This window comes from Streptomyces sp. NBC_00057 (assembly GCF_045041165.1).
In the GTDB taxonomy this organism is placed as follows: domain Bacteria; phylum Actinomycetota; class Actinomycetes; order Streptomycetales; family Streptomycetaceae; genus Streptomyces.
In genome coordinates this window covers 8,036,901-8,060,379 of sequence record NZ_CP108256.1, presented here as the reverse complement: position 1 = coordinate 8,060,379, position 23,479 = coordinate 8,036,901, and the positions used below count along the sequence as shown (strand labels likewise).

The following is a 23,479-nucleotide window of genomic DNA, read 5'->3' as shown; positions in this document are numbered from 1 at the left end:
ATCAAGGTGTTGCTTCCCGTGATTCGGCTCGTTGATGTGGTATGAGCGTATCCGAGTCGACTCGTGAGCAACTCGCCGCGAAGTTCGCGGTGTTGTTCCCGCATCTGGACGAGCGGCAGCGTCGGCTGCTGATGGGCGCCGAGGCCCGGATCCTCGGGCACGGTGGGATCCGGGCCGTCGCGCGGGCGGCCGGTGTCAGCGAGGCGACGGTACGCAAAGGTGTGGACGAGTTGGAGGCGGGCGAGGCGTCGCTGGGCCGGGTGCGCCGTCCTGGCGGCGGGCGGAAGAAGGCCGCTGACCTGGACGCGGGCCTGCGGACCGCGCTGCTTGAGCTGGTCGAGCCGGACATGCGCGGGGACCCGATGTCGCCGCTGCGCTGGACGACGAAGTCGACGCGTAACCTCGCTGCCGAGCTCACCCGCCAGGGGCACCGCGTCTGCGCGGACACGGTCGGTGACCTGCTGCGCGAGGAGGGCTTCAGTCTGCAGGCCAACGCCAAGACCGTCGAGGGTGCCCAGCATCCGGACCGCGACGCCCAGTTCCGCTACATCAACGAGCAGGCCCGCGCCCACCGGGACGCGGGAGACGCGGTGATCAGCGTGGATACCAAGAAGAAGGAACTGGTGGGGCAGTACAGGAACGCCGGACGCGAGTGGCAGCCCCAGGGTGAACCGGTCAAGGTCAAGACGCATGATTTCCTTGACCGGCAGGGGCCGGGCAAGGCGATCCCGTACGGGATCTACGACACCATCGCGAACACCGGCTGGGTCAGCGTCGGCACTGACCACGACACCGCCGCGTTCGCGGTCGCCTCCATCCACCGCTGGTGGCACGCCCAGGGGCGGGACAGTTACCCCACGGCCACCCGGCTGCTGATCACCGCCGACGCGGGCGGCTCCAACGGCTACCGCACCCGCGCCTGGAAGGCCGAACTCGCCGTCCTGGCCGCCGAGACCGGCCTGGAAATCACCGTCTGCCACCTTCCTCCGGGGACTTCGAAATGGAACAAGGTGGAACACCGACTGTTCTCCCACATCTCCATGAACTGGCGCGGCAGGCCCCTGACCAGCCACGAAGTCATCGTGAACAGCATCGCGGCGACCACCACCCGCACCGGACTGGCCGTTCGCGCCGAACTCGACACCAGCCTCTACCCCACCGGCGTGAAGGTCACCGACGCCGAGATTGACGCGCTGCCGATGAGCCGGCACCGCTTCCACGGCGACTGGAACTACACCCTTCACCCCGCACACCCCCACCCCGCCCGCACTGGAACCAAGACCACCGAAACACACGCCATGCACACGACCGACAAGCCAGGCCGGATCAACTCCGCCTCACTCCGCGACCCGGAACTGACCGGCATGACTCACCAACAACTGAACGCCTTGATCGGCGAGTTGACTCCAGCGCTGGCGGAACTTCGCGAGCATTCCCGGTGCGAACAACGCGGAGGCGAACGCCGCCGAGCCCCCGGCGCGGGCGCCAAGTGCAAGCTCACCTCGGCCGACCGGATCCTGGCCACCGTGCTTTACCTGCGCAGACTCGGTACTCAAGACCTTCTCGGCCAGCTTTTCGCTGTGAACCGGAGCACGATCACCGACGCCGTCGGCGAGGTCCGCCCGCTTCTGAAACAGCACGGCCACCGCATCCCCGCCTCGACAGCGCGGTTCCGCACCCCCACAGACGTGACCGCCTACCTCGAAAAATACGGGACCGAACCCCCGAAAGAGATCAAACCCGCATGTTGATTCTCTGCGAGCCCTTACGAGTTGGCGCGTGATAGCGGTGGGGCTGTTGCGGCGTTCTCGCTGTGGGATGGCGTGATCCGCTCGTGGTGATCACGGCGAATCGGGCGGTTCTCGCGCATCGGCTGTTCACGGGGCTCTCCCGGCGTCATCTGGCTGATGCGGGCGACTCCCGCGCCGACGCGTGGTCAGGAGCACAGCCGCGGACCCCGTGACCCTGTCAGCCGAAGTGCGGGTCCACTCGGGTGAAGTCGCTGACCCAGTAGCCGTGGTAACCGGCCGACGCCCAGGGCTCCGTCCCCTGCACCGGCCTGTTCTTGAAGACAGGCGCCAACCAGATGGCCGGCCGGGGTGATCGGCAGCATCACGCACTGCGTGGGATTCCGAGCCCGACCGGCCGCTGCCGGCGCGGGTGGGCGAGGAGATCACGGTGGGCGGGGAGCGCGCGCCTCACGGCGCTGCGCCGGGAAGCTCCGCGCATCCGTTGGGACACCGTGCTGTTCAGCGCCAAGGAGTCCGTCTACAAGGCGTGGTTCCCACTCACGCGTGCCTGGCTCGGCTTCCAGGACGCGGAGGTCGCGCTACGGGCGGACGGCACCTTCGCTGTGCGGGTGCTGTCGGCCGCCGAGGCCGTCGCGGACCCGCGCCCGTCGGGTTTCGCGGGGCGCTGGCTGGTCGGCAGGGGGCTGTTGATCACCTCGGTGACGAGCGTGCAGTGGTCCGCCCGGTCGCGGCCGGGGCCCGCTCCCCTGCGGTACGAGACGCTTCGAGGAACGCAGCCGGACACCGTCCGACTGCGGCGCTGTCGCAGTTGAACAGACTGCTGAACGCACCGGCGGAGAAAGCGCCTTGTTGGCCGGTCCGCCGCTCGGCTACGGTCACCGACCGTTGTCCGAACTCCGAAAGGCGCAACAATGGCCGAACCAGGTCCTGGCGCATCCTCCCTCTGGCGCAACCGGGACTTCCGTCTGCTGCTGAGCGGGCAGGTCATCTCCTTCGTGGGTGACCAGGCCCAGTTCTTCGCCCTCCCGCTGATCGTGCTGGCGATCTCCGGCTCGGCGACGCAGGCGGGCCTCGTCACCGGCCTGGGCACGGTGTCGTTCCTGCTGTTCGGCCTGATCGCGGGGGCCCTGGCGGATCGCTGGAACCGCAAAGCCACCATGATCTGGTGCGAAGCGGGCCGTGCGCTCCTCGTCGGTTCCGTAGTGGTGGCGCTCGCCACGAACAGTCTGACGCTGCCGCACCTCTACGGGGTCGCCGCGCTCAACGGCATGCTCAGCACACTCTTCCTGTCGGCCAACAGCGCCGCGCTGCCCAATGTGGTGGGGCGTGAACAGTTGTCGGCCGCGCTCGGGTACAGCGAGACCGTCCACAACACGATCCGGGTCTTCGGAGCGGTGGCCGCCGGTGCGCTCTACTCCCTCAGCCGTGTCGTGCCGTTCGCCGTGAACGCCGTGTCCTTCGCCGTGTCGGCCCTGAGCCTGCGGCTCATCCGGCGTGACTTCCAGGAGGCGCGGCGCACCGGGCCGCGTCCGCGACTGACGGCGGAGATCCGTGAGGGGCTGAGCTGGGTGTGGCACCAGCCGGTGATCCGGTTCCTGACCTTGGTGAGCGCTGCCGACAGCGTCCGCTACGGCGCCGGCTACCTGGTCATCGTCGTCCTGGCACAGGAGGCCGGGGCGTCCACGGTGGAGATCGGTGTGATCTTCAGTGGCGCCGCCGTCGGCGCACTGCTCGGTGCCCTCGTCTCGGACCGCGTCGTCAAGCGCTATCCGCTCGGCCGTATCGCCGTGACCATGCTGTGGCTGGAGGCGCTCGGTTTCCCCCTGTACGCGATCGCGCCCGATCCGACCACCCTCGGGCTCGTCGCGGCGCTCGAATCGCTGGTCGCCCCCGTGTACATGGTGGCGATCTCCACCTACCGGCTCGCGATCACCCCGGACGCGCTGCGCGGCCGGGTGAGCAGCACGGAGTCCACCTTGACCATGAGCGCCCTGGCCGTCGGTTCGGCGCTCAGCGGCACGCTGATCACCGCGCTCGGCACCGAGCGGGTCGTCCTGCTGCTTTCGCTGTGGATGATCTGCCTGGCCGTGCTCACCTCGACCCGGCGTGCCGTGCGCACGGCGCCGATCGCCGCGCTCGCGAAGCCCGCGCCCCGGCCCGCGTCCGGGACCGGTGACGAGAGCGTGGTCCGCACCGGCGGGTAGCCCCGGTCCGGAAGGCGCGCGGCTGGACGTACCGGCGACGCACGAAGGTGAGGTGTCATGGAGCAGCATCCGCCGCTGGACGCGCTTGTCGATCCCGACCCCCGGCGCGGCATCCGATTCTACGACGGGCGCGGCGGCTGGGGCTTCCACCCGTATACCGAACTCGCGCGTGCCGCCTTCGCGTTGGCAGATCGGTTGCGGACACTCGGTGTCGCGCCCGGCGATCTCGTCGTATTGGCGACGGGAACGGGTGCCGCACGACCGCGAGCATCGCTGGGTAGTCGAGCAGGCCGAGGTTGCTGTCCGAGATCTCTTGACAGTCGTGAGGTCCCAGGCGCCCGGGGTCGAAACCTCCGTCCTGGCGAGTACCACACGGATGTCGCTCCTTGTAATCCATCCACCACTTCTCGTTGACTACGGGGCCTCCCGACGGAAAAAGCCCCCGCTGTTAACGCAGGCTTTAACCATGTTTTGGCAGGTCAGGCGGACAGAACCAGCGTAAAAAGGATGACCCCGAGATTGGGGCTCCCCAACCGGCACATCGTGGGCTTAACTTAGGTGTCATGACCTCCCCCCGCTCCACCTACGGCGGCGGCTACTACGCCGCACCGTCGTTCTCCGACACTCCGATCTACGACTCCCTGGTCGCGGAGCGGGGCACCCCTCAGATCGCTCCGATCCGAGTGCCTGCCGCCTATGAGACCGGCAACAGCTATCTGCCGGCTCTCCCGGCGGCGCTGCCGGCTCTTCCCGCGGCGCCTGCCCAGCCCAATCCGTCGTACGGCTACCAGCAGCCGGCCCAGCAGGGCTACGCGCCGATGCAGCCCGCACAGTTGCAGCACGCCCCGGCGCCGTACATCCCGCAGCAGCCGACCGCGGCCCGCGGCGGGTACCAGGCGCCGTATCCGCCGCAACAGCAGCAGCAGCGGCCCGCGCCCGGCACCGGTTACGAGGCGATGCGTCCGGCGTCACCGCGCCCCGCCCCGGCACCCTCGCCCCACGAGGACCCGTACAACCGCCCGTACCAGGGCCGGGGGTACTGAGCCGGGTACCACACACGGTCGCACGGGGTCGCCGTCGAGCCATGGGGACTCGACGGCGACGCCGGTGTTCCCGCACCGGCAGCACAGCCCCTCGGTCGCGCACGCCCCGGACGGACCGTCAGCCCGGACCGGTGGGGCGGGGAACTCACGGGGGCAGTCCGTGCGTTGGCCAGGGTGAGGTTGCTCTCTCTTCGCCGCTCCGGCGAGCGAAGCGTGCCGTATCAGGTCAAGACGGATACGGAAGGGGGTGCAGGACTGTGCGAGCGGTTACGGGAGTGTGGCGTTGGCGGCGCAATCCCCTGCGCCGCGCCACTGACCGGCGCGAGGCGTGGGTGGCTCTAGTCGCACTGCTTCTCATGGTGCTGGCGGCACCGGCAGTGGGCTGGGTGTGCGGTTCGCTCGCGGACGACGCCCTGCAGAAGTCGGTGCGGGCCCAGCAGGCCCAGCGTCATACCACGACCGCGGTCGTGGTGCGCCGGGCCCCGGGAGCATCACGTCTCGTCACCGATCCCGAAGTGTCCTCGGAGCGCACCACGCAGACCTCGGTGGTGGCGCGCTGGAAGGCCCCGGACGGCACGGACCGCCGCGGTACGGTGACCACCTCCTCCCGCACGACGGATCCCGGGGCCGAGGTGAAGATCTGGACGGACCTCGACGGCCGCCCCGCGCTGCGGCCCATGGACGCTCCGACGGCTCATACGCATGCGGCGCTGGCCGGGCTCGGGACGATGCTGCTCGCCGTCGGACTGGTCGAGGGCGTCCGGCGCCTCATCGTCTGGCGCATGGTGCGGGGGCGGTACACCCTGATCGACCGAGCCTGGGCGAAGACCGGTCCGGACTGGGGCAGGACCGGGATCGGCAGCTGATCAGCTGCCGATCGGGTCAACTCCCGCCCGCCGCGCGCGCTACGGTGGACCGGCCCGCCCGCTTCCTCGGTGGGCGGGCCCGGGGTTCGTCGCTGCCGCAAGGCCGGTGACACGGGCATCACACACGCACGAGGTGGGGGCACAACAGCGCCATGGCACAGGGCACGGTCCAGGTGACGCACACCGGCACATCGCGGTGGCGGCGCCGCACAGGCGAATACGCCTCCCTCACCGCAGCCCTGGAGGCCGCGGCGGACGGTGATGTCCTCACCGTCGCGCCGGGCACCTACCGGGAGAATCTGGTCCTGCACCGCGCGGTGACGCTGCGCGGCCCCGAGGGCGCGGTCGGTTCTGTTCGGATCGCACCGGTCGACGGCGTACCGCTGACCGTCCGCGCCTCCGCCGTCGTCTCGGACCTGCATGTGGAGGGTCAGGACTCGACGGCCCCGGCGCTGCTTGTCGAGGACGGCGCGCCGGAGCTCGCGGATCTGCGGATCGTCACGCGTTCGGCCGCCGGGATCGAGGTGCGCGGTGCGGCCCGGCCGACCGTGCGCCGCTGCACGGTCGACAACCCGGCCGGGGTCGGCATCGCCGTACTCGACGGTGCGGGCGGGGTGTTCGAGCAGTGCGAGGTCGTATCGGCCGGCCAGGCCGGTGTCTCGGTACGTGACGGTGCGCATCCGCGTCTGGAGCGCTGCCGGATCCACCATGCATCGGGTGCGGGGCTGAGTGTCACCGGCGAGGGCAGCGGCCTGGAGGCCGTCGGCTGCGAGGTCTACGAGATCAAGGGCAGTGGGATACAGGTGACCGCTCGCGCGGCCGCCCACCTCACCGACTGCACGGTGCACCGCACTTCGGCGGACGGGGTCACGCTCGACACCGACGCCGTACTGACACTCGCCGACTGCGACATCCACGACATCCCGGAGAACGCGGTGGATCTGCGTTCCCGTTCGGTCCTCACTCTGACCCGCTCCACGGTGCGCCGGTTCGGTCGCAACGGCCTGTCGGTCTGGGACCCCGGCACCCGTGTCGACGCCAACCAGTGCGAAATTCATGACAGTACGGGCGATTACCCGGCGGTCTGGGTGAGCGACGGGGCGACCGTGATACTGGACTCCTGCCGGGTCCACGACGTACCGGACGCCATCTTCGTGCTCGACCGGGGATCGCGCGCCGATGTGGTCGACAGCGATCTGTCCCAGGTCCGCAATACCGCGGTGTCGGTGAGCGACGGGGCGACCGCCCAGCTCGACGACTGCCGCATCCGTGAGGCGTCCACCGGCGCCTGGTTCCGCGACCACGGCAGCGGCGGCACGCTGAACAACTGCACCATCGACGCCGCGCAGACCGGAGTGATCGTCACCAAGGGCGCCGACCCGACGATCGAGCGCTGCACGGTCACCTCCCCCGCCGAGGCCGGTTTCTACGTCTCCGCCGAGGGCCGCGGCACCTTCCACAGCTGCCGGGTCACCGGAAGCGAGGGCTACGGCTTCCATGTGATGGACGGCTGCCGTACGACTATGACCCGTTGCCGTACCGAGCGGTGTGCCCGCGGTGGATACGAGTTCGCCGAAGGCGGCGCCGCCCACGGCGACGGCACGGGAGCGGGGCCCGTCGTGGAGGACTGCACGAGCGACGAGAGTGCGCTGCGCGCCCCCGCTCCCCCGGCCCCGACCGTGCTGACGGCGACCCAGTCGCCCCCCGGGCTGCTCGGCGCGGTCCCCGGGCCCCGCGCCATGGAGGCCACCCCGGCCGGGGTGCCCGCCGCCGAGCCGGTGCGCGCGTCGGACACCGTCCTCGGGGAGTTGGACGCGCTGGTGGGACTGGACAGCGTGAAGCGGGAGGTGCGCGCCCTCACCGACATGATCGAGGTCGGCCGTCGGCGCCAGGAGGCCGGGCTCAAGGCCGCGTCGGTCCGGCGCCATCTCGTCTTCACCGGCTCCCCCGGCACCGGCAAGACCACCGTGGCCCGGCTGTACGGCGAGATCCTCGCCTCGCTCGGGGTGCTGGAGCGCGGCCATCTGATCGAGGTGTCCCGCGTCGATCTGGTCGGTGAGCACATCGGCTCCACTGCCATCCGCACCCAGGAGGCATTCGACCGGGCGCGCGGCGGGGTGTTGTTCGTCGACGAGGCCTACGCCCTGTCACCCGAGGACTCCGGCCGGGACTTCGGCCGGGAGGCGATAGACACGCTCGTGAAGCTGATGGAGGACCACCGGGACGCGGTGGTCGTCATCGTCGCCGGGTACACCCATGAAATGGAGCGGTTTCTCACCGTCAACCCCGGTGTGGCATCCCGTTTTTCACGGACCATCACCTTCAGCGACTACGAGCCCGCCGAGCTGCTGCGGATCGTCGAGCAGCAGGCCGACGAGCACGAGTACAGCCTGGCTTCCGGGGCCGGGGAAGCGCTGCTGAAGTACTTCACGGAGCTTCCCAAGGGCCCGGCCTTCGGCAATGGGCGGACGGCTCGGCAGACCTTCGAGTCGATGGTGGAGCGGCATGCGGGCCGGGTCGCCCAGCTCGCCGAGCCGAGCACGGACGACCTCACGCTGCTCTACCCGGAGGATCTGCCGGAGCTCCCCTGAGCCCGCGGGGTGTCTTGGGCCCCCTCCCCGTCGGCCTGGCGCGGCAGGACCGGTGCCAGCCGGTCCAGCAGTGCGGCCCGCTCCTGGGCGAAGACCGGGTCAGCCTGGTAGTCCGAGTGCCCCAGAACGGGTTCGGGCAGCGGATGTTCGGGGGTGCGCCCGTAGGCCAGGGGGTCCTTCAGCGGCCCCCGGTCCACCTCGGGCCCCGGTCCCTCGTCGAGCCGGACCCGGCCGCCGATCGGGTCGGTGGCCCGCCAGAGGTTGCGCCAGCAGTGCACGGACCGGTGCAGTCCGTGCAGCGGTGCGGGGCCGAAGTAGGCCGGGAACCAGCGCGCGTACAGTCGCTCGATCGGTGAGCCGTAGGTGAGCAGGGCGACCCGGCTCCTGGTCTCGGCGGACAGCTGCCAGACCGCGGACGCTGCGAGGACGCTGCCCTGGGAGTGGCCGGAGATGACGAGCCTGCCGCGGGTTCGTCCGGTCCAGCCGGACATCCGTGACGCCAGGTCGGGGACGGCGCGCTCGGCGTAGCAGGGCGGTGCGAAGGGGTGGGCGGCGCGCGGCCAGAACGTACCGACGTCCCAGAGGATGCCGATGGTGCGCCGGGCGGAGGCGTCGCGGTAGGCACGCCGTCCCCAGGTGACGAAGAGTATGAAGCCGAGTCCGACCATCCAGGAGCCGGTCGACTGGGCCGCTTCGGCCACGGACTCGACGAAGGGGCCGCTTCCCTCCATCGCGAGCCCGGGCACTTCACCGCTCGCCCAGGCCCCGCCGACCGCCGCCGCACCGAGCAGCAGCGTGGCGCCGGCGACCGGGCCGAGGATCCAGGGCGCGGAGTCGGTGAGGGCTGCGGTGGCCCGGATCCGGGCGATCTGCCGGGTCCGGGCGGGATCCGGCCGCTCCTGCCCGTACTCCCGGTCGACCTCGGGTTCCAGGGCGCGGGCGGCGAGCCAGGTGCGTACGAGCAGCAGAAGGCCGGGTACCGCCAGCAGCACCAGGAGCACGGGGATGACCGAGGCCTGCCAGCTGAGCAGCACCGGCGGTCCCTCGATGACGGCGTTCCTGCCCATGCCCGGGGTGCCGGAGCCGTCGAGCCAGTCGGCGACGCGCTGGGCGACCCCGCCGGTCATGACACCGCCGAGAGCGCACGCGAGCATGGCGACGGCCGGTCCGCCGACTCCGTACATGACGGTGCGGGGTTCGGGGGTCCGGCGGTACAGGCCCAGCGACACCACGGCGAGGACGACGACGAGCGCCCCCTGGCCGAGCGTGACGACACTGAAGGTGACATCGCCGGGCAGGGCGCCCGCAGAGACCCAGGCGGGGCGTGACCAGGCCGCGTACACCGCGGCGAGGACGAGCAGGGCCAGGGCGGCGCCGGGCAGACAGGTGATGAGGGCATGGTCGAGCCGGTTGTCGAGACGTCGTTCGCTGCGGCCGCGGCGGCAGACGACCCAGGGCACGACGAGCGCGCCCAGGACCAGCACCGCCTCGATCAGCCTGCCGAGGATCTCGGGCACGGGGCCGGTGACTGCGCGGTCGTGGCGGGCCGCGGCGCCCGCGACCGATGCGGCGACGGTGAGGAATCCGGCGGCGGTGTGGGCGGCGCGCAGCCGGGCGACCAGCCGGCGGCCGTACCAGAATCCGGGCCTGCCGAGAGCCGGGCGGCCACCGACCGCGGTGCCGGAGGTGTTCAGGTCATGAGGGGTCTCGGTGTCGACGTCGTCCGGTTCGGATCCGGTGAGCGGGCGCTGCGATTCGTACGCGCTCCATGTCCGGTTGGACAGGAACCAGAGCAGCCCCACCAGGGCGGTGGGCACCAGCGAGGCAAGGGCGAGCCTTCGGCCCGGCTGGGACCACCAGCCGCCCTGTGCCGTCGACAGAAAGCCGAGCCAGGACCGCTGGTTCGAGCAGTCCGGCACGCCCGCGCACTGCCAGGCCGTCAGATCGAGCGCGACCTCGCACGCCGCCGCGGTCAGCAGGACCGTGAGACTGAGCGCGACGAGCCGGACGAGGACGCCGTACAGGCGCACCGCGCGGGTACGGCCCCGGGCGGTGGGGCGCATCCAGTGGGCGAGGTTGACCACCATGAACGGGAGCAGCAGCAGCCACAGGGCGCGGGAGCCGTTGCCGGATGTGAGGTTGGACCAGCAGTAGGCCTCGGCGATGGGCCGGTCGCGGTACCGCTCCGGGTGCTGTTCGGCGTCCATGTCCCCGGCGCGGCGGTAGATGGCGGCGGTCGCGTCGCCGGTGACCCGAACCGGACGCGGATCGTCGAGCATCTCCTGCGGGGTGGCTCCGCCCACGCCATGGACCAGCAGTTCCAGCGCGGGCCCCGGACTCTGCGGGGCCTGGGTGACAGGTGGCACTGGAGTGACTCGCTCTCTCGGTCGTGGGGGGTGCTGATGCACGGTCACCAGAATCATGGAAGAGGGCCGGTGTACGCACCGCTCTCACGGAATCTCCCCAGTGCGACGGCCTACGACACCGCGTGGCAGGATGACCCCGTCCGAAGAGACTGTTGCACGGCCAGAGGGAAGGACCGGACCGGCGTTGAGCGAGAATCAGAACCTGCTCGCGGAGCAGCGGCGCGCCCTGATCCTCGACGAGGTGCGCAGGCGCGGCGGGGTCCGGGTCAATGAGCTGACCCGCAAGCTGAGCGTCTCCGACATGACGGTCCGCCGGGATCTGGACGCGCTGGCCCGCCAGGGTGTGCTCGAGAAGGTGCACGGCGGGGCCGTTCCGGTGGTCGAGGCCAGCACGCACGAGCCCGGTTTCGAGGCCAAGTCGGCTCTGGAGCTGACCGCCAAGGAGGACATCGCGCGGGCGGCCGCGGCGATGGCCGTGCCCGGCAGCGCCATCGCGCTCTCCGGCGGTACGACGACGTATGCGCTCGCCCAACGGCTTCTGGACGTACCGGATCTGACCGTGGTGACCAACTCGGTGCGGGTCGCCGATGTGTTCCACTCCGCGCAGCGGTCGGGGGCTGCGGGCGGGGCGCGTACCGGGGCGGCCACGGTGGTGCTCACCGGTGGGGTGCGGACCCCGTCGGACTCGCTGGTCGGCCCGGTCGCCGATCAGGCGATCGCCTCGCTCCACTTCGATGTGCTGTTCCTCGGGGTGCACGGGATCTCGGTGGAGGCCGGTCTTTCGACGCCGAATCTGGCGGAGGCCGAGACCAACCGCCGTTTCGTCCAGTCGGCGCGGCGTGTGGTGGTGGTCGCCGACCACACCAAGTGGGGCAAGGTGGGCCTGAGTTCGTTCGCGACCCTGGAGCAGGTGGACACGTTCGTGACGGACGCGGGTCTGCCGGCCGCCGCCCGCGAGGAGATCGAGGAGCACCTTCCGGGCCTGCTGGTGACGGGCCGCATCGCGGACGCCGACTCCTGAACCGTCGGCCGGTACGTGGCTTCCGCTCAGCTCGCGACGGTCGGTACACGGCCTAGGATCGTGCTGTGGCCGTCTTCCGGATCGAGCGCTTCACGCCCCTGCCCGCAGCCGAGTCCTGGCGCCGGGTGACGGACTGGGAACGGCACGCGGCGCATGTACCGCTGACCACGATCACCGTTCCCTCGGGGCTGACGACCCGGATCGGAACCGTTTTCGTGGCGCGCACGGGTGTGGGGCCGCTGGGGTTCGACGATCCGATGGAAGTGGTGCGGTGGACACCGCCCGCAGCCGGGCGCGCGGGGCTGTGCCGACTGGAGAAGCGCGGTTCGCTGGTGCTGGGCCGGGCGTCGATCGATGTGTATCCGACAGGTTCCGGATCGCATGTGGTGTGGGTGGAGGAGCTGACTGTCCGGCTGCTGCCGCGGTGGGCCGATCCGTGGCTCGCCGGAGCGGGCCGCCGGGTCTTCGGCCGGGTGCTGGACGGCATGCTGGACCGTCCGGCGCGGCCGCATCCGTAGGTGGCCGCGGTTGAGCGGGGCCGGTGGCGGTGCCGTGAGCCCGGGTGCCCGCGTGCCGCCGTTCGGAGTGCTCCACCGGCCCCGTACGGCGGCCGGGTGGAAGACTCGGGCGAGTGACCGAATCCTCCGGTGGTACGCAGCTGCGTTGTCTGGTGACCGGTGCCTCCGGGTACATCGGCGGCAGACTGGTGCCCGCACTCCTCGACGCCGGCCACCAGGTGCGCGCGCTGGCCAGGACCCCGCGGAAACTGCGTGACCACCCGTGGGCGGACCGGGTCGAGGTGGTCGAGGGCGATGTCTGTGACGCCGCCTCGGTGCGGGCGGCGATGCGGGACATGGATGTGGCGTACTACCTGGTGCACGCGCTCGGCTCCGGACCCGGATTCGAGGAGACGGACCGCGAGGCGGCCCGGACCTTCGGCGAGCAGGCACGGGCGGCGGGGGTCGGCCGAATCGTCTACCTCGGGGGGCTCACTCCCGCCGGGGTGCCTGAACGGGAACTGTCACCGCATCTGCGGTCGCGGGCCGAGGTGGGGCGCATTCTCCTGGATTCCGGGGTACCGACGGCCGTCCTGCGGGCTGCGGTCATCATCGGATCGGGCTCGGCATCGTTCGAGATCCTGCGTCATCTCACCGAGCGGCTGCCGGTGATGATCACCCCGAGCTGGGTGCGCACATCGATCCAGCCGATCGCGGTACGGGACGTGGTGCGGTATCTCGTCGGCTGCGCCCATCTGCCGGCCGACGTGAACCGTACGTTCGACATCGGCGGCCCGGACGTCATGACGTACCGGGACATGATGCAGCGGTACGCCGCGGTCGCCGGACTGCCGCACCGAGTGATCCTCCCCGTACCGGTGCTCACCCCGGGACTCTCCAGTCTCTGGATCGGCCTGGTGACACCGGTGCCGCCCTCCATCGCCCGGCCGCTGGCTCAGTCGCTGCGCCATGAGGTGGTCTGTCACGAGCACGACATCGCCCGGTACGTACCCGATCCGGCCGACGGCATCATCGGCTTCGATCAGGCGCTGCGGCTGGCCCTCCAGCGGATCAAGGATGCCCGGGTCGATACACGCTGGTCGTCCGCGGCGGTGCCCGGTGCCCCCAGTGACCCGTTGCCCACCGACCCCGACTGGTCCGGCGGCAGTCTCTACAGCGACGAACGGGAACTCACGGTGCCGGTGGCACCGGACGCGCTCTGGCGGGTGATCGAGGGCATCGGCGGCGAGAACGGCTGGTACTCCTTCCCGCTGGCCTGGGCCGTGAGGGGCTGGCTCGACCGGATCGCCGGTGGCGTCGGGCTGCGGCGCGGGCGGCGGGACGCGCAGCGGCTGCGGGTGGGCGACTCATTGGACTTCTGGCGTGTGGAAGAGATCGTTCCGGGTGAGCTGCTGCGGCTGCGCGCGGAGATGCGACTGCCCGGTCCGGCCTGGCTCGAACTGTCGGTGGACCGGAACGAGCAGGGGCGGACGGTCTATCGGCAACGGGCGCTGTTCCATCCGCACGGACTGCTCGGCCATGCCTACTGGTGGAGCGTGTGGCCGTTCCACTCGGTGGTGTTCGGCGGCATGGCCCGCAACATCACCGCAGCCGCACGAGCGGTACCGCAGCACTGTGCCACATAACGTCCTTGCGGGCAGGGACATCTGACGGTCTGTCAGATATGGTGTGCGCTACCCCGCCCGCCGCCGACCGCACGGGAGGTGCGATCCGTGCCACGCCGACTCCGTTCCGTGGAACTTGACTTCGTCGAGTCCGCTCCACTGCGACTGGTCTTCGCCGCCGAGGTGTCAGCGCCTCCCGAGGTGGTCTACCGTGCGCTCGCCGATGATGTGGCGGGCTGGCCCAGCTGGTTCACCTCGGTGACTGCGGCCCGGCCCACCGAGGACGGCGCAGGTCGCGAGGTCCGGCTCAAGGGCGGCACGGTGATGCGCGAGACGATCATCGCGGCGGCACCCGGCGAGCGGTACGTCTACCGAGTCGACGAGTCGAACGCCCCTGGTCTGCGGGCCCTGTTGGAGGAGTGGCGACTCACCCCGGCCGGGACCGGGACGCAGGTGCAGTGGACGTTCGCCGCGGACGGTTCCGCACCCTTCCGATTCGCCCTGCGGCTGGGCCGGTCGGGGGTGGGCCGGGCTTTCCGGGACGCGGTACGCAATCTCGACAGGCGGCTGACCGGGCCTGCGGCCTGAGAGCGGCCGCGGGCCGGGTGCGCCGCGTCCCGTCCGGGCTATCCGGGCCAGTTGCCGTCGGCCAGGAAGGAGTCGATGGTTTCCGTGTACGGGGCGATGTCCAGGCCCTGTTCGGCGAGCCAGCTGTCGGAGTAGTACTTGTCGAGGTAACGGTCGCCCGGGTCGCAGATCAGGGTGACAACGCTGCCGGTGGTGCCCTGCTCGACCATTTCGGCGACCAGTTTGAACGCGCTCCACAGCCCGGTGCCGGTGGAGCCGCCCGCCTTCCGGCCGATGGCCTTTTCCAGGGCGCGCACGGCCGCGACGCTGGCCGCGTCCGGCACCTTCATCATCCGGTCGATGGCCCCCGGCACAAAGCTCGGCTCCATCCGGGGCCTGCCGATGCCCTCGATCCGGGAGCCGCAGTCACTGGTGGCCAGAGGGTTGTGGTGGGTCCAGCCGTCGAAGAAACAGGAGTTCTCCGGGTCGGGCACACAGATCCGGGTGTCGAATTGCATGTAGTGCACGTAGCGGGCAATGGTGGCCGAGGTGCCGCCGGTTCCGGCCGTGGCGACGATCCACGTCGGCTCCGGGTAGCGCTCCAGTCCCAGCTGCTGGTAGATCGACTCGGCGATGTTGTTGTTCCCGCGCCAGTCGGTGGCCCGTTCGGCGTAGGTGAACTGGTCCATGTAGTGGCCGCCGGTGTCGGCGGCGAGCTTGGCGGACTCCTCGTACAACTTCCGTGAATCGTCGACGAAGTGGCAGCGGCCGCCGTGGAATTCGATCAGCCGGCACTTCTCGGGGCTGGTGGTGCGGGGCATCACGGCGATGAACGGCACACCGATCAGCTTGGCGAAGTACGCCTCCGAGACGGCCGTAGAACCGCTGGACGCCTCGATCACCGGCTTGCCCGGCCGGACCCAGCCGTTGCAGAGCCCGTAGAGGAAGAGCGAGCGGGCCAGCCGGTGCTTGAGGCTGCCGGTAGGGTGCGTCGACTCGTCCTTGAGATAGAGGTCGATGCCCCATGCCTCGGGCAGCGGGAAGCGCAGCAGATGGGTGTCGGCGGAGCGATTGGCGTCGGCCTGGACCTTCCGCACGGCTTCCTTGAGCCAGGCCCGGTACTCGAGGTCGGAGCGGTCGATGTCGATGGTCGCCATGGCCCGGCCGTCGTCTCTGTGCATTGCGGTGCCCATCAGCACGTTCCTCCTCGTGTCGCCGTCACTCTCCACCGTCAACGATATTCCGTCTACCTGCACAAACGTTCGCTTTGATGGTCCATAGCCCTGCCTTGGCGTTGGCGGGCGGGGCAGCTGCGGCATCGAGCAGGGACGCGGCCTGGCGCGTCGGCCGCGGCTTGTGCAGACTGCCCATCAGAAGCGTTACGAAGGGGGCGAAGCAGTCATGCCGGAAACGGAGTTCAGCGCGACGGGGGTACGGATCGAGCGGTGGGCCCGTTCGCTCACGAGGGCGGGGCAGGTGATCGTCAAGGACGGCAGGCTGGCTCTGCTGACCAGTTACGGCCGGGAGATCGACAGCGCCCCGGTGAGGGCGGTGAGCGCGGGCAGGCCATGGTTCGCCGGAGCCGGTGCGGCCGTGGCGCGCCTCAACGGGACGCGGTACCGACTGACGATGGGGCAGCGCAATCACGGTCCGGACAAGGCCGGGCCGGCCCACAGATTTCTCGAGACGTTGCGCAGTGCGGGCGGCCGGATGACCTGACGGGGCGCCGCCGGTACACCGCGAGTTGCGGAGCCGTGCCCCCTGAGCGACATTGGTCACACGTCACTCGTGGTTTACCGGCGGTGACATTGTGATCCGCACCGCCGGAGCTGAATCAGCAGCCAGTCATCTGCTGGATCGTTCCTTCGTCTTCTTCCGGACCTATTTCGGGGAGTCGCAGCCGTGATCAGCGAGCCGAGCAGGCACTGCACGGTGGAGCTCCAGGCCCTGCCGTCGCGGATCGGTCAGGTCCGCAGAATCGTTTCGTCGCAGCTGCGCTACTGGCATCTCGATCCTTTGATCGACACTGCGGCGCTCGGCGTCACCGAACTGCTGACCAATGTCCACCGGCATGCCCAGCCGGACAAGTCATGCACCGTCGAGATCGAGTTGCTGCTCGAAAGGCTGACGGTGTCCGTCCACGACCACGACCCACGGCTGCCGACCGTGCGCGAGGCCTCTGCGTCCAGTACGTCGGGGCGCGGACTCGCGCTGATCGCCGCGGTCAGCGAGAGCTGGGGGGTCTGCCCGAGGGGCGGGGCCGGGAAGGTTGTCTGGTTCACTCTTCCGGCGCCTTCCCTGTTCACCGCGCAGCCGCTGCACGCGGTGTACGGGGCAACCACTGACGGCCCTTTCGAGCCGGACGCCGTCACGTACCTGGACAGCAGGAAGCCCTCCGTCGCGCGGTCGTCGGTAGTCGGCTAGTGCTCTCGGCATTCGCGCCATCGCCGGAGCCTGCTGGGCAGAGCGGGGAAGGCCCGACCGCCCGCCTGCGACCTACCATCGCACCCACGAAGTGACCTACTTCCACGGCTGCCACTCAATCGGCGACGACACCCTCTGGGGCGTCAACCGCCGTCGGGGCGGGCGCCACGAACGCCCTCGCCGCCCTCAGGTCGATCCGCGCCGCCCGGCGCATGGCCCAGCGAGCAATGTGTCACCTGCCGCCCCGCACCAGAGGCGGTCGCTCCTCCTCGTGCCTGCTGATACCGCGCGTGGCTGGGCCGGGTGCTGCCGGAGTCGACCGGGTACGTCCCGTACGCGGCCGATCTCCCCCAGCCCACGGCCGGGGACACCCCCACGGCGAGTTGTGGCCGTCACCGTCGACGGCCGGCCCTGATCGCGACGACGTGGCGGCCCACCCAGGCGGATCGGGTGGGCCGCCGTCGTGCGGTGGTGTGCCCCGAAGGCCGGTGCGGACGTCAGAGTCTGTGGAAGAACGGGTCGTACGGCTCACCGAGGACGGCCCGGCCGATGGTGGCCAGCACGTGGTCGTCGTTGTCGTGGAGCTTGTACAAGGCCAGATCGCGCAGGATCCGCTCCACCGGGCTCGGGCGGATCAGGCTGCGGGCGCCGCACGCGCGGATGACGTGGTGCACTGTTTCTTCCGCCAGATGCCCGATCACATGCCAGGCCCTGCTGCCGGCGATCCGGGCCTCGTCGAGGCTGCCCTCGTCCCACAGACCTGCGACGTGGCGCAACCAGAGGCGGGCGGTCTCGACATTGACCGCCATGCTGCCCACCCGCTGCTGCACATAGGGATCACCGCTCTTGCCCTGCCGTTTCACATACGCGAGCCCGTACTCGTATGCGGCCAGGGCACCGCCGAGGAAGCTGGCCGCGTGCTGCGGGATGAAGGCGGTCTGCCACTGCCCGTCGAAGTAGCCGCCGGGGCCGCCGATGAGATGCTCGCGCGGTATGAAGGTGTCGTGGAAGCGCACCACGTGGCTGGCCGTCGCGCGCATACCGACGGGGTCCCACCACGACGTGTCCACGGTCACGGTCGGGTCCGACAGGTCGCAGGCGAGCAGCAGGAGCCTGCCGTGGACCTCCCGGGTTTGGCGCGCTCCGCCGGGGCCGACCGGATCGACGAGGAGGATCGCCCACTGTACGCCGGTGGCGCCAGTGGCGAACGCCTTGCTGCCGCGGAGGGTCCAGCCGTCCTGGACGGGGGTCAGCGTGGTGCCGAAGCGAGCGCTCTCGCCCGGCTTCGGGGTCTGGGGCTCGCCGCTCCAGGCGACCCATTTCTCCCCGTGTTCCACCACGCCGGTGAACCAGCGCCGCTTCTGCTCCGAGGTGGCGAGGGCGTCGATGAGGACGAGTGAGTTGGCGTGCCCTTCCCAGCAGCGGGCCAGCGACAGATCGGCCTTGGCCAGCGTGGTGGTCATCTCCCACAGGGGGAGGGTATTGCGTTGCGCGGGGCCGTAGCCCAGGCCGCCGTACTCCCGGGGCACGGCGGCGCCCAGGAGGCCGTCGGAGAACAGATCGTCGAAGTCCTCGGCGGGAAAGGCGGCCGTGCGGTCGTACTCATCGGCGCGGGGGGCGAATCTGTCTTCGGCGAGCTTCGCCACGGCGCCGAGAACTGCCCGGTCGTCGCCGACCGCCGGTTTGCGGGCCGGACGGGTGGCGTGGCCCAGGTCGTCGGTCATATGGGGGTGGCCTCTTCGAAGCGGAAGAAGTGGGCGCGGTACATCGTGTTCGGTATCTGGGCTTCGGTGGGATGGACGGTATGGACATCGATGGTCAGCAGGCCGCGGTTGAGGTAGCCGACGAGGATGACCTGCCGGGAGCCGAGCGGGCCTTCGGCGAGAAAGGCCACGGCCACGCTGGCGTCGATGTCGTCGGCCAGCGGGACGGCGGGCAAGATGGCGCCGGTGACGGGTGTCGTGGTCGGTGCGAGCGCGCCTTGTGAGGACTCCGGGCCGCCGCGCTCGGTGATCCGCAGCGTGAGCCGGCTGTGGTCGAGCGCGGCATCGACCACGTGGATACCGGTGGCGGTGGTGTCGAAGTTGACCCAGCCGCCTGCCAGCGGTGCCGGATCGACCACATGTGCCGTCATGGCCGCGCCTCCGCCCTGTGGAAGAACGAGCGGGCCCAGTGGTCGGCGCCCCCGCTGACGTCGCTGAAGACGGTGCATGTGGTGGTCACCAAAATGCCCGTCTTGTGATAGGCGCCTACAACGGTGCGCAGCGAGCCGAAGTCGTAGACCGCCGAGAACGACGAGGCGACCGACGGTGTGTCCGGCGAGGTGTAAAGGACCGCCGACGCCTCACCCCAGTCGCGTGGTTGCGGGCTACCGGTGCCGAAGGCCCTGACGAACATGCCCCCCTCGTGCCAGGTCACGCTCAGTCGGCGGGCGCCCTTCGAACTGCGCTGGTCGGTGTTGACCCAGTCGCCCAGCAGTGCCGAGACGTCCGGCGTGCCGGGTGGCCGCGGTGTGGCCGTTCCGGCAGGGGACGCGGAACGGGTCGTCATGGTGCCTCCCTGCTCGTAGGGTGCGTCGGGGCGAGCCCCGCTGATTCGGTGAGGTCGTGGGCATCGGGCGGCTCGGCTTGGCCGAAGCAGACGGAGTGCAGAGGCAGTGCCTCGGGCAGCGGATGGCCTGTCATCAGCTTGAACTGCTCGCGTACTTCGACGAACAGGACCTCCCAGCCGTCGATGCCGGTCAGTCCTCGGGCGCGGGTGGCGCCCATGAGCGCGGTCGGCGGATCGCGGTAGGCCATCTCCAGCACCGCCGCGTCCCAGTCGGCGGTGGAGACCGGGAACGGCTCCCGTTCCACCAGGGGCGTGGCATGAGCGAGCACGGCGTACCCCGCCGGGGAGAACCGGGACAGCGGCACATAGGGAAGCCCGAGACGCGAGGAGGCTGCCCGGCCCAGCGCAACCCCTCGGTTGACCAGGGTCACCCGGGCTCCGGCCTGGCACAGGGCCAACGCGACGGCCCGCCCGGCACCGCCGCAACCGATGACGGCGGCCCTGTGGCCGCTCGGATCGACTCCGGCCCGGGCAAGGGTGTGCAGGGCAGCGGCCGAGTCGGTGGTGGCCGCGCGCCAGCGCCCGGCGTCGAGGCACAGCAGGTTTGCCGCCCCGCACCCCCGTGCCTCCGGGTCGGCGATGTCGGCCGCTTCGAGCGCGCTCTCCTTGTGGGGGGCGAGCACGGTCAGCCCGTGCAGCGGCGGTCCGCCCAGTGCCCCGAAGTCCATGGCCCGGTGCCAGAATCGGGAGAACACATCCACCTGGAAAGGCAGGTAGAGGGCGGGCAGCCTCAACTCCCGCAACGCCGCGTTGTGCAGCCGGGGCGACAACGACCGCCCTGGGGCACGCCCGGCAATGCCGAACAGGCCGCCGAGCGGGGGCAGCGCGGGCAGGCCGTAGTCGGTGAGGAGTTGGCTCACGCTGGGCATTCCGTCCGCCCCGGGGACACCAGCCCGACCGAAGACCACGGGTGCCCCCAGCCACGGCGCCAGCACCCGGGTCCAGGTGCCGGCCGGACCGGACGCGAACGCCGTCACATCGGTACGTCCGAGCCCGGTGAGCAGCAGCGGCGCGGCCCATTCGCCCTGTGCGCCCGACTGCGGCACGAGGAGGTACTGGGCCGCTGGTACGGCAGTCATCGCGGCGAACCGCTCCAGCAGTGCCCCCGAGGCATGAAGCAGACCGGCCCGGAGGCCGGAGTCGGCCCATTGCTCGGGGCTTGGGGGCGCGTGCCAGGAGATACGCCGCTGCTTGGCCGGGATGCCCGCCAGCAACTCCGGCGCCACGTCGTCCATGGCCTCCAGATCGACCAGGTCGTAGTGGTCCGCCGCGCGCAGCAGCCGGGTGCGCCGCTCGACCGGGCCGGTGGCCGAGCGGCCGCCGTGTCGCCGCGAGCGCAAACCGTAGGTCAGCGGCCCGGGAAAATGCCGGCGCAGCCGGCGCGGATCGGGATCGCCGACCAGGTCGGCGCGGACCTCCAGCACGTCGGCCACACCTGCGAGGGCACGCAGGCGATTCGCGGTGAGGTCTTCCGGTTCGGCGATCACCGCCACCACACGGGCCCGACGCCCGACGTCGGCACCATATCCGCTCGTCAATTGCGCCACTGGACGTACTCCTCCAGACCGGCCCGCCGCGGAACGAACCGATTGACCGGGGCCGTCTCGTCCGCGTAGCCGACTGCCGGAGTGCACACGACGAGCCGGTCGGCGTCGATTCCCAGGAAGCGCAGGTTGTCACGGAGGTGAGTCCGAGCGGCGGCGTGGTCCGAGGCGGCATGGCCCTTGGCGAGCAGTACTCCCGACGCGGCGTGCCCGGCGCGGCGCTCGACGGCGTCGTCAAGCGACGGCGGCCGGTGGGCGTAGTCCGGTCCGGGCGGATCACCGCGGTCGAAGCTCTCGCACAGGGCAGCCACCAGCGCCTCCAGGGCGCTGCCGGTCACCTGCCACATCTGGGTGTTGCGGCTCGAGGGTGCGGGGCCGGCGGCGAGGAGTACCTCCGCCAGGACGTCCCGTGGCACCACCCGGTCCAGAAAGCCTCTCGTGCAGTGGCGGGAGGTGATCAGGGACAGACCGTCGCGGAGCCCGGGCGTCATCCGTAATCACCCTCGTCCGAGAGCGGGGCCGCAGCGCCCTCCGGGCCGAGGAGCTCGCAAAGACGGACGTGCACGGACCGCTGGATGTGCCGGGCGCACCTGCGGTAGACGTCCGGCGGCTGCCCCTCCGGATTGGGGATGTCACAGCGCGGGTCCAGGCACAAGGCGCGACCCTCGGCCTCGGGCGCCATGGCGATCACCCTGTCGCGGTGGGCTCGGGTCATGCAGTAGATGACGAAGCTGACCCGGCAGAGTTCCGGGGTGACCGGGCGTGAGCGGTGACGGCGGGGATTCCCCCGGCCCGGCACCCGCTGCAGACCGAGTTCAGCGAGCGCGGACCGGGCGGCCGGAGTCATCGGGCTCGCAGGCTGCGTCGTCGCGACACCCGCGCTGGAGAACCGGAAGAGGTGTGCGACTCCCGCCTCCGCGGCCTGGGCCCACGCGATGACCTCGGCCATGGGCGAACGGGAGGTGTTCCCGCCGCAGACGAACAGCACGCGGCATGCCGCGCCGGTGCCGCGTGTCCGCCACCAGACGGCGGCCGACTGGAAGGACAGGGCTCCTGCCGCGCCGACACCGAACGCGAGCGCGATGAGCTGAGAGGTCCCCGGAGCTTGGAGTCCGGCCAGCCACGCGAGCGAGAAGGAGGCGACCAGGCCGGACATCAGGCTGGCGAACGCCCAGGCCGGCACACCCCAGGTGTACTCCCGCCGGTCGAGATAGATCAGCGAAGCGAAGACGAACAGCACCTCGTATGCCACTCCTATCCCCGCGGCCGCCAAGGCGGCAGGGGTGCCGAGGAATGTGGTGATGCCCGCGCGCAGTTGCGGCTGCCCGGCCAGCGCCCCTGCCCCCAGCAGCAGAGCCAGGCAGACGGGTGCCGCGACATGCTCCTCCACGAAGAAGCGGCGGTCCGTTGCGACAACCCCGTTCTTGGCCACCCGGATCATGATCTCGAACCGGCCGAGGTAGCCGACGAGGTAGGTGAGGACGCTCAGCACGGCAGCGAGCGTGAGGTGGTAGCTGTGCACATCGCCGAGAGCCACCGAAACCGCTATGAGGCTGAGGCACAGCGCTACCCAGGAGGATGTCGTCACCCGCCGCTTGCGGGTCATGTCGACCAATGGGGAGAGGACCAGGACGCCTCCCCGCATCAGCAACAGCATGAAGAGGATCGAGACACCGGAAAAGGTGTAGTTCATCGTGGTGGAGCCGATGATGAGCGACGCGAAGAAGCCGGCCACCAGCGTCTCCCGGCCCGGTACCGGGATCCGCGCGTGGCCGATCCTGCTCCGCCGCATATGCCGCCACCGACCCGTGAGGCCGAGGAAGACGGTCATCGCCGCGAGCTGTCCGAGGACGGCTGCGGGCAGCAGCTCGAAGCCGTTGACCGGCTGGGTCGACAGCGGAGTCACTCCGCTGGCCAGTGCCTTCACCAGCATGGCGTAGGGAATGTACGAGACGAAATACCCGATGGTAAGCCAGCCCATGTGCATTACCCGTCGCTGATCGAACGTCTAGGTCTCAACATGGTGAGTCCGGGATCGACACGCCTGACCGACACCTGGCCGGAGCACATGCCGGGTAGCTTTCTGGACATTGACCGCCGCACACAAGGCAGTCGCGAATTCTACCTCTTTGTCGAGGGGCACATTGTGGACAGCCGCGAACTCTCGGGACCTTTTCAGAAAAACAAGCCGCGGCTTTCGCGAGTGTGCGAATCCCGTGGCCCGGCCAGAGTTCCCAATCTCTACCAGCCAGTCCCGTACGCCGTTCAAAAAGGCTACCTCCCGTAGGCATATACGGCCATCGCATGCGGCGCACGCACCCGGCCCTTCGCTTTCCTCGGCGGCGTATCCGGGATTGCGTTTCTTCTTGA

Annotated in this window: 20 protein-coding genes and 2 pseudogenes; 13 read left to right on the top strand and 9 right to left on the bottom strand. The window is 70.4% G+C overall.

Going from position 1 to position 23,479, the window contains the following annotated elements:
• Positions 1-41 precede the first annotated feature (41 nt).
• The gene (locus OG953_RS38090; protein WP_405682394.1) at positions 42-1,751 is read left to right on the top strand and encodes an ISAzo13 family transposase; all 1,710 of its coding nucleotides are present in this window, start codon (positions 42-44) and stop codon (positions 1,749-1,751) included.
• 220 nt (positions 1,752-1,971) lie between these two features.
• Here the strand turns inward: OG953_RS38090 and OG953_RS38085 are convergent.
• Positions 1,972-2,091 (bottom strand): annotated as a pseudogene (locus OG953_RS38085) (alpha-amylase family glycosyl hydrolase); the annotation flags it as partial.
• Between OG953_RS38085 and OG953_RS38080 the strand changes: the two are divergent.
• From OG953_RS38080 to OG953_RS38060, 5 genes are all read left to right on the top strand, one after another.
• Complete coding sequence (locus tag OG953_RS38080; RefSeq protein ID WP_405692297.1) at positions 2,087-2,563, top strand: 4'-phosphopantetheinyl transferase superfamily protein; 477 nt, start codon at positions 2,087-2,089, stop codon at positions 2,561-2,563. The pseudogene OG953_RS38085 and the gene OG953_RS38080 sit on opposite strands and share 5 nt — an antisense overlap.
• A gap of 99 nt (positions 2,564-2,662) precedes the next feature.
• Positions 2,663-3,955 carry an MFS transporter gene (locus tag OG953_RS38075; RefSeq protein WP_405690134.1) on the top strand — a complete coding sequence of 431 codons (1,293 nt, stop codon included), beginning with the start codon at positions 2,663-2,665 and terminating at the stop codon, positions 3,953-3,955.
• Positions 3,956-4,518: 563 nt separating this feature from the next.
• A complete protein-coding gene (locus tag OG953_RS38070; RefSeq protein WP_405690132.1) occupies positions 4,519-4,998 on the top strand; it encodes a DUF6643 family protein in 480 nt (159 codons plus the stop codon).
• Between the two features lie 257 nt (positions 4,999-5,255).
• Entirely contained in the window at positions 5,256-5,864 is a 609-nt protein-coding gene (locus OG953_RS38065; RefSeq protein WP_405690131.1) for a hypothetical protein, read from the top strand.
• Positions 5,865-6,016: 152 nt separating this feature from the next.
• Complete coding sequence (locus tag OG953_RS38060; protein WP_405690129.1) at positions 6,017-8,455, top strand: right-handed parallel beta-helix repeat-containing protein; 2,439 nt, start codon at positions 6,017-6,019, stop codon at positions 8,453-8,455.
• Here the strand turns inward: OG953_RS38060 and OG953_RS38055 are convergent.
• On the bottom strand, positions 8,425-10,734 hold the full coding sequence (locus OG953_RS38055) for a hypothetical protein (protein WP_405692296.1): 2,310 nt from the start codon (positions 10,732-10,734) through the stop codon (positions 8,425-8,427). The genes OG953_RS38060 and OG953_RS38055 overlap by 31 nt on opposite strands.
• A 271-nt stretch (positions 10,735-11,005) precedes the next feature.
• Between OG953_RS38055 and OG953_RS38050 the strand changes: the two genes are divergently transcribed.
• The 4 genes from OG953_RS38050 (at position 11,006) to OG953_RS38035 (ending at position 14,552) form a co-directional block, all read left to right on the top strand.
• The gene (locus OG953_RS38050; RefSeq protein WP_405690127.1) at positions 11,006-11,842 is read left to right on the top strand and encodes a DeoR/GlpR family DNA-binding transcription regulator; all 837 of its coding nucleotides are present in this window, start codon (positions 11,006-11,008) and stop codon (positions 11,840-11,842) included.
• Positions 11,843-11,907: 65 nt separating this feature from the next.
• Complete coding sequence (locus tag OG953_RS38045; protein ID WP_405690125.1) at positions 11,908-12,360, top strand: SRPBCC family protein; 453 nt, start codon at positions 11,908-11,910, stop codon at positions 12,358-12,360.
• A gap of 113 nt (positions 12,361-12,473) precedes the next feature.
• Positions 12,474-13,985, top strand: a complete 1,512-nt coding sequence (locus tag OG953_RS38040; RefSeq protein ID WP_405690123.1) for an SDR family oxidoreductase — start codon at positions 12,474-12,476, stop codon at positions 13,983-13,985.
• A gap of 87 nt (positions 13,986-14,072) precedes the next feature.
• The gene (locus OG953_RS38035; RefSeq protein WP_405690121.1) at positions 14,073-14,552 is read left to right on the top strand and encodes an SRPBCC family protein; all 480 of its coding nucleotides are present in this window, start codon (positions 14,073-14,075) and stop codon (positions 14,550-14,552) included.
• 38 nt (positions 14,553-14,590) lie between these two features.
• Here the strand turns inward: OG953_RS38035 and OG953_RS38030 are convergent, their stop codons facing one another.
• The gene (locus tag OG953_RS38030) at positions 14,591-15,724 is read right to left on the bottom strand and encodes a PLP-dependent cysteine synthase family protein (RefSeq protein ID WP_405690120.1); all 1,134 of its coding nucleotides are present in this window, start codon (positions 15,722-15,724) and stop codon (positions 14,591-14,593) included.
• Between the two features lie 208 nt (positions 15,725-15,932).
• Here OG953_RS38030 and OG953_RS38025 point away from each other — a divergent pair, with 208 nt between their 5' ends.
• From OG953_RS38025 to OG953_RS38015, 3 genes and pseudogenes are all read left to right on the top strand, one after another.
• Positions 15,933-16,250 carry a hypothetical protein gene (locus OG953_RS38025; protein WP_405690118.1) on the top strand — a complete coding sequence of 106 codons (318 nt, stop codon included), beginning with the start codon at positions 15,933-15,935 and terminating at the stop codon, positions 16,248-16,250.
• 183 nt (positions 16,251-16,433) lie between these two features.
• A complete protein-coding gene (locus OG953_RS38020) occupies positions 16,434-16,955 on the top strand; it encodes an ATP-binding protein (protein WP_405690116.1) in 522 nt (173 codons plus the stop codon).
• A 4-nt stretch (positions 16,956-16,959) separates the two neighbouring features.
• Positions 16,960-17,164 (top strand): annotated as a pseudogene (locus OG953_RS38015) (IS630 family transposase); the annotation flags it as partial.
• 288 nt (positions 17,165-17,452) lie between these two features.
• Here OG953_RS38015 and OG953_RS38010 read toward each other — a convergent pair.
• From OG953_RS38010 to OG953_RS37985, 6 genes are read right to left on the bottom strand one after another with little or no spacing between them, the layout of a single operon-like run.
• Positions 17,453-18,679, bottom strand: coding sequence for an acyl-CoA dehydrogenase family protein (locus tag OG953_RS38010; protein WP_405690114.1), 1,227 nt, complete (start codon positions 18,677-18,679; stop codon positions 17,453-17,455).
• On the bottom strand, positions 18,676-19,089 hold the full coding sequence (locus tag OG953_RS38005) for a hypothetical protein (RefSeq protein ID WP_405690112.1): 414 nt from the start codon (positions 19,087-19,089) through the stop codon (positions 18,676-18,678). The genes OG953_RS38010 and OG953_RS38005 overlap by 4 nt, the downstream gene beginning before the upstream one ends.
• On the bottom strand, positions 19,086-19,505 hold the full coding sequence (locus tag OG953_RS38000; protein WP_405690110.1) for a hypothetical protein: 420 nt from the start codon (positions 19,503-19,505) through the stop codon (positions 19,086-19,088). Before OG953_RS38000 ends, OG953_RS38005 begins: the two co-directional genes overlap by 4 nt.
• Positions 19,502-21,112, bottom strand: a complete 1,611-nt coding sequence (locus OG953_RS37995) for a hypothetical protein (RefSeq protein WP_405690108.1) — start codon at positions 21,110-21,112, stop codon at positions 19,502-19,504. The genes OG953_RS38000 and OG953_RS37995 overlap by 4 nt, the downstream gene beginning before the upstream one ends.
• On the bottom strand, positions 21,100-21,600 hold the full coding sequence (locus OG953_RS37990; RefSeq protein ID WP_405690105.1) for a nitroreductase family protein: 501 nt from the start codon (positions 21,598-21,600) through the stop codon (positions 21,100-21,102). The genes OG953_RS37995 and OG953_RS37990 overlap by 13 nt, the downstream gene beginning before the upstream one ends.
• Positions 21,597-23,090 carry a hypothetical protein gene (locus OG953_RS37985; protein ID WP_405690103.1) on the bottom strand — a complete coding sequence of 498 codons (1,494 nt, stop codon included), beginning with the start codon at positions 23,088-23,090 and terminating at the stop codon, positions 21,597-21,599. Before OG953_RS37985 ends, OG953_RS37990 begins: the two co-directional genes overlap by 4 nt.
• Positions 23,091-23,479 lie beyond the last annotated feature (389 nt).

Coding starts and splice junctions, on each gene's coding strand:
- OG953_RS38090 (WP_405682394.1), top strand. CDS start 42: ATGAGCGTATCCGAGTCGACTCGTGAGCAACTCGCCGCGAAGTTCGCG.
- OG953_RS38080 (WP_405692297.1), top strand. CDS start 2,087: ATGGCCGGCCGGGGTGATCGGCAGCATCACGCACTGCGTGGGATTCCG.
- OG953_RS38075 (WP_405690134.1), top strand. CDS start 2,663: ATGGCCGAACCAGGTCCTGGCGCATCCTCCCTCTGGCGCAACCGGGAC.
- OG953_RS38070 (WP_405690132.1), top strand. CDS start 4,519: ATGACCTCCCCCCGCTCCACCTACGGCGGCGGCTACTACGCCGCACCG.
- OG953_RS38060 (WP_405690129.1), top strand. CDS start 6,017: ATGGCACAGGGCACGGTCCAGGTGACGCACACCGGCACATCGCGGTGG.
- OG953_RS38055 (WP_405692296.1), bottom strand. CDS start 10,734: ATGCTCGACGATCCGCGTCCGGTTCGGGTCACCGGCGACGCGACCGCC.
- OG953_RS38030 (WP_405690120.1), bottom strand. CDS start 15,724: ATGGGCACCGCAATGCACAGAGACGACGGCCGGGCCATGGCGACCATC.
- OG953_RS38025 (WP_405690118.1), top strand. CDS start 15,933: ATGCCGGAAACGGAGTTCAGCGCGACGGGGGTACGGATCGAGCGGTGG.
- OG953_RS38010 (WP_405690114.1), bottom strand. CDS start 18,679: ATGACCGACGACCTGGGCCACGCCACCCGTCCGGCCCGCAAACCGGCG.
- OG953_RS38005 (WP_405690112.1), bottom strand. CDS start 19,089: ATGACGGCACATGTGGTCGATCCGGCACCGCTGGCAGGCGGCTGGGTC.
- OG953_RS38000 (WP_405690110.1), bottom strand. CDS start 19,505: ATGACGACCCGTTCCGCGTCCCCTGCCGGAACGGCCACACCGCGGCCA.
- OG953_RS37990 (WP_405690105.1), bottom strand. CDS start 21,600: ATGACGCCCGGGCTCCGCGACGGTCTGTCCCTGATCACCTCCCGCCAC.
- OG953_RS37985 (WP_405690103.1), bottom strand. CDS start 23,090: ATGGGCTGGCTTACCATCGGGTATTTCGTCTCGTACATTCCCTACGCC.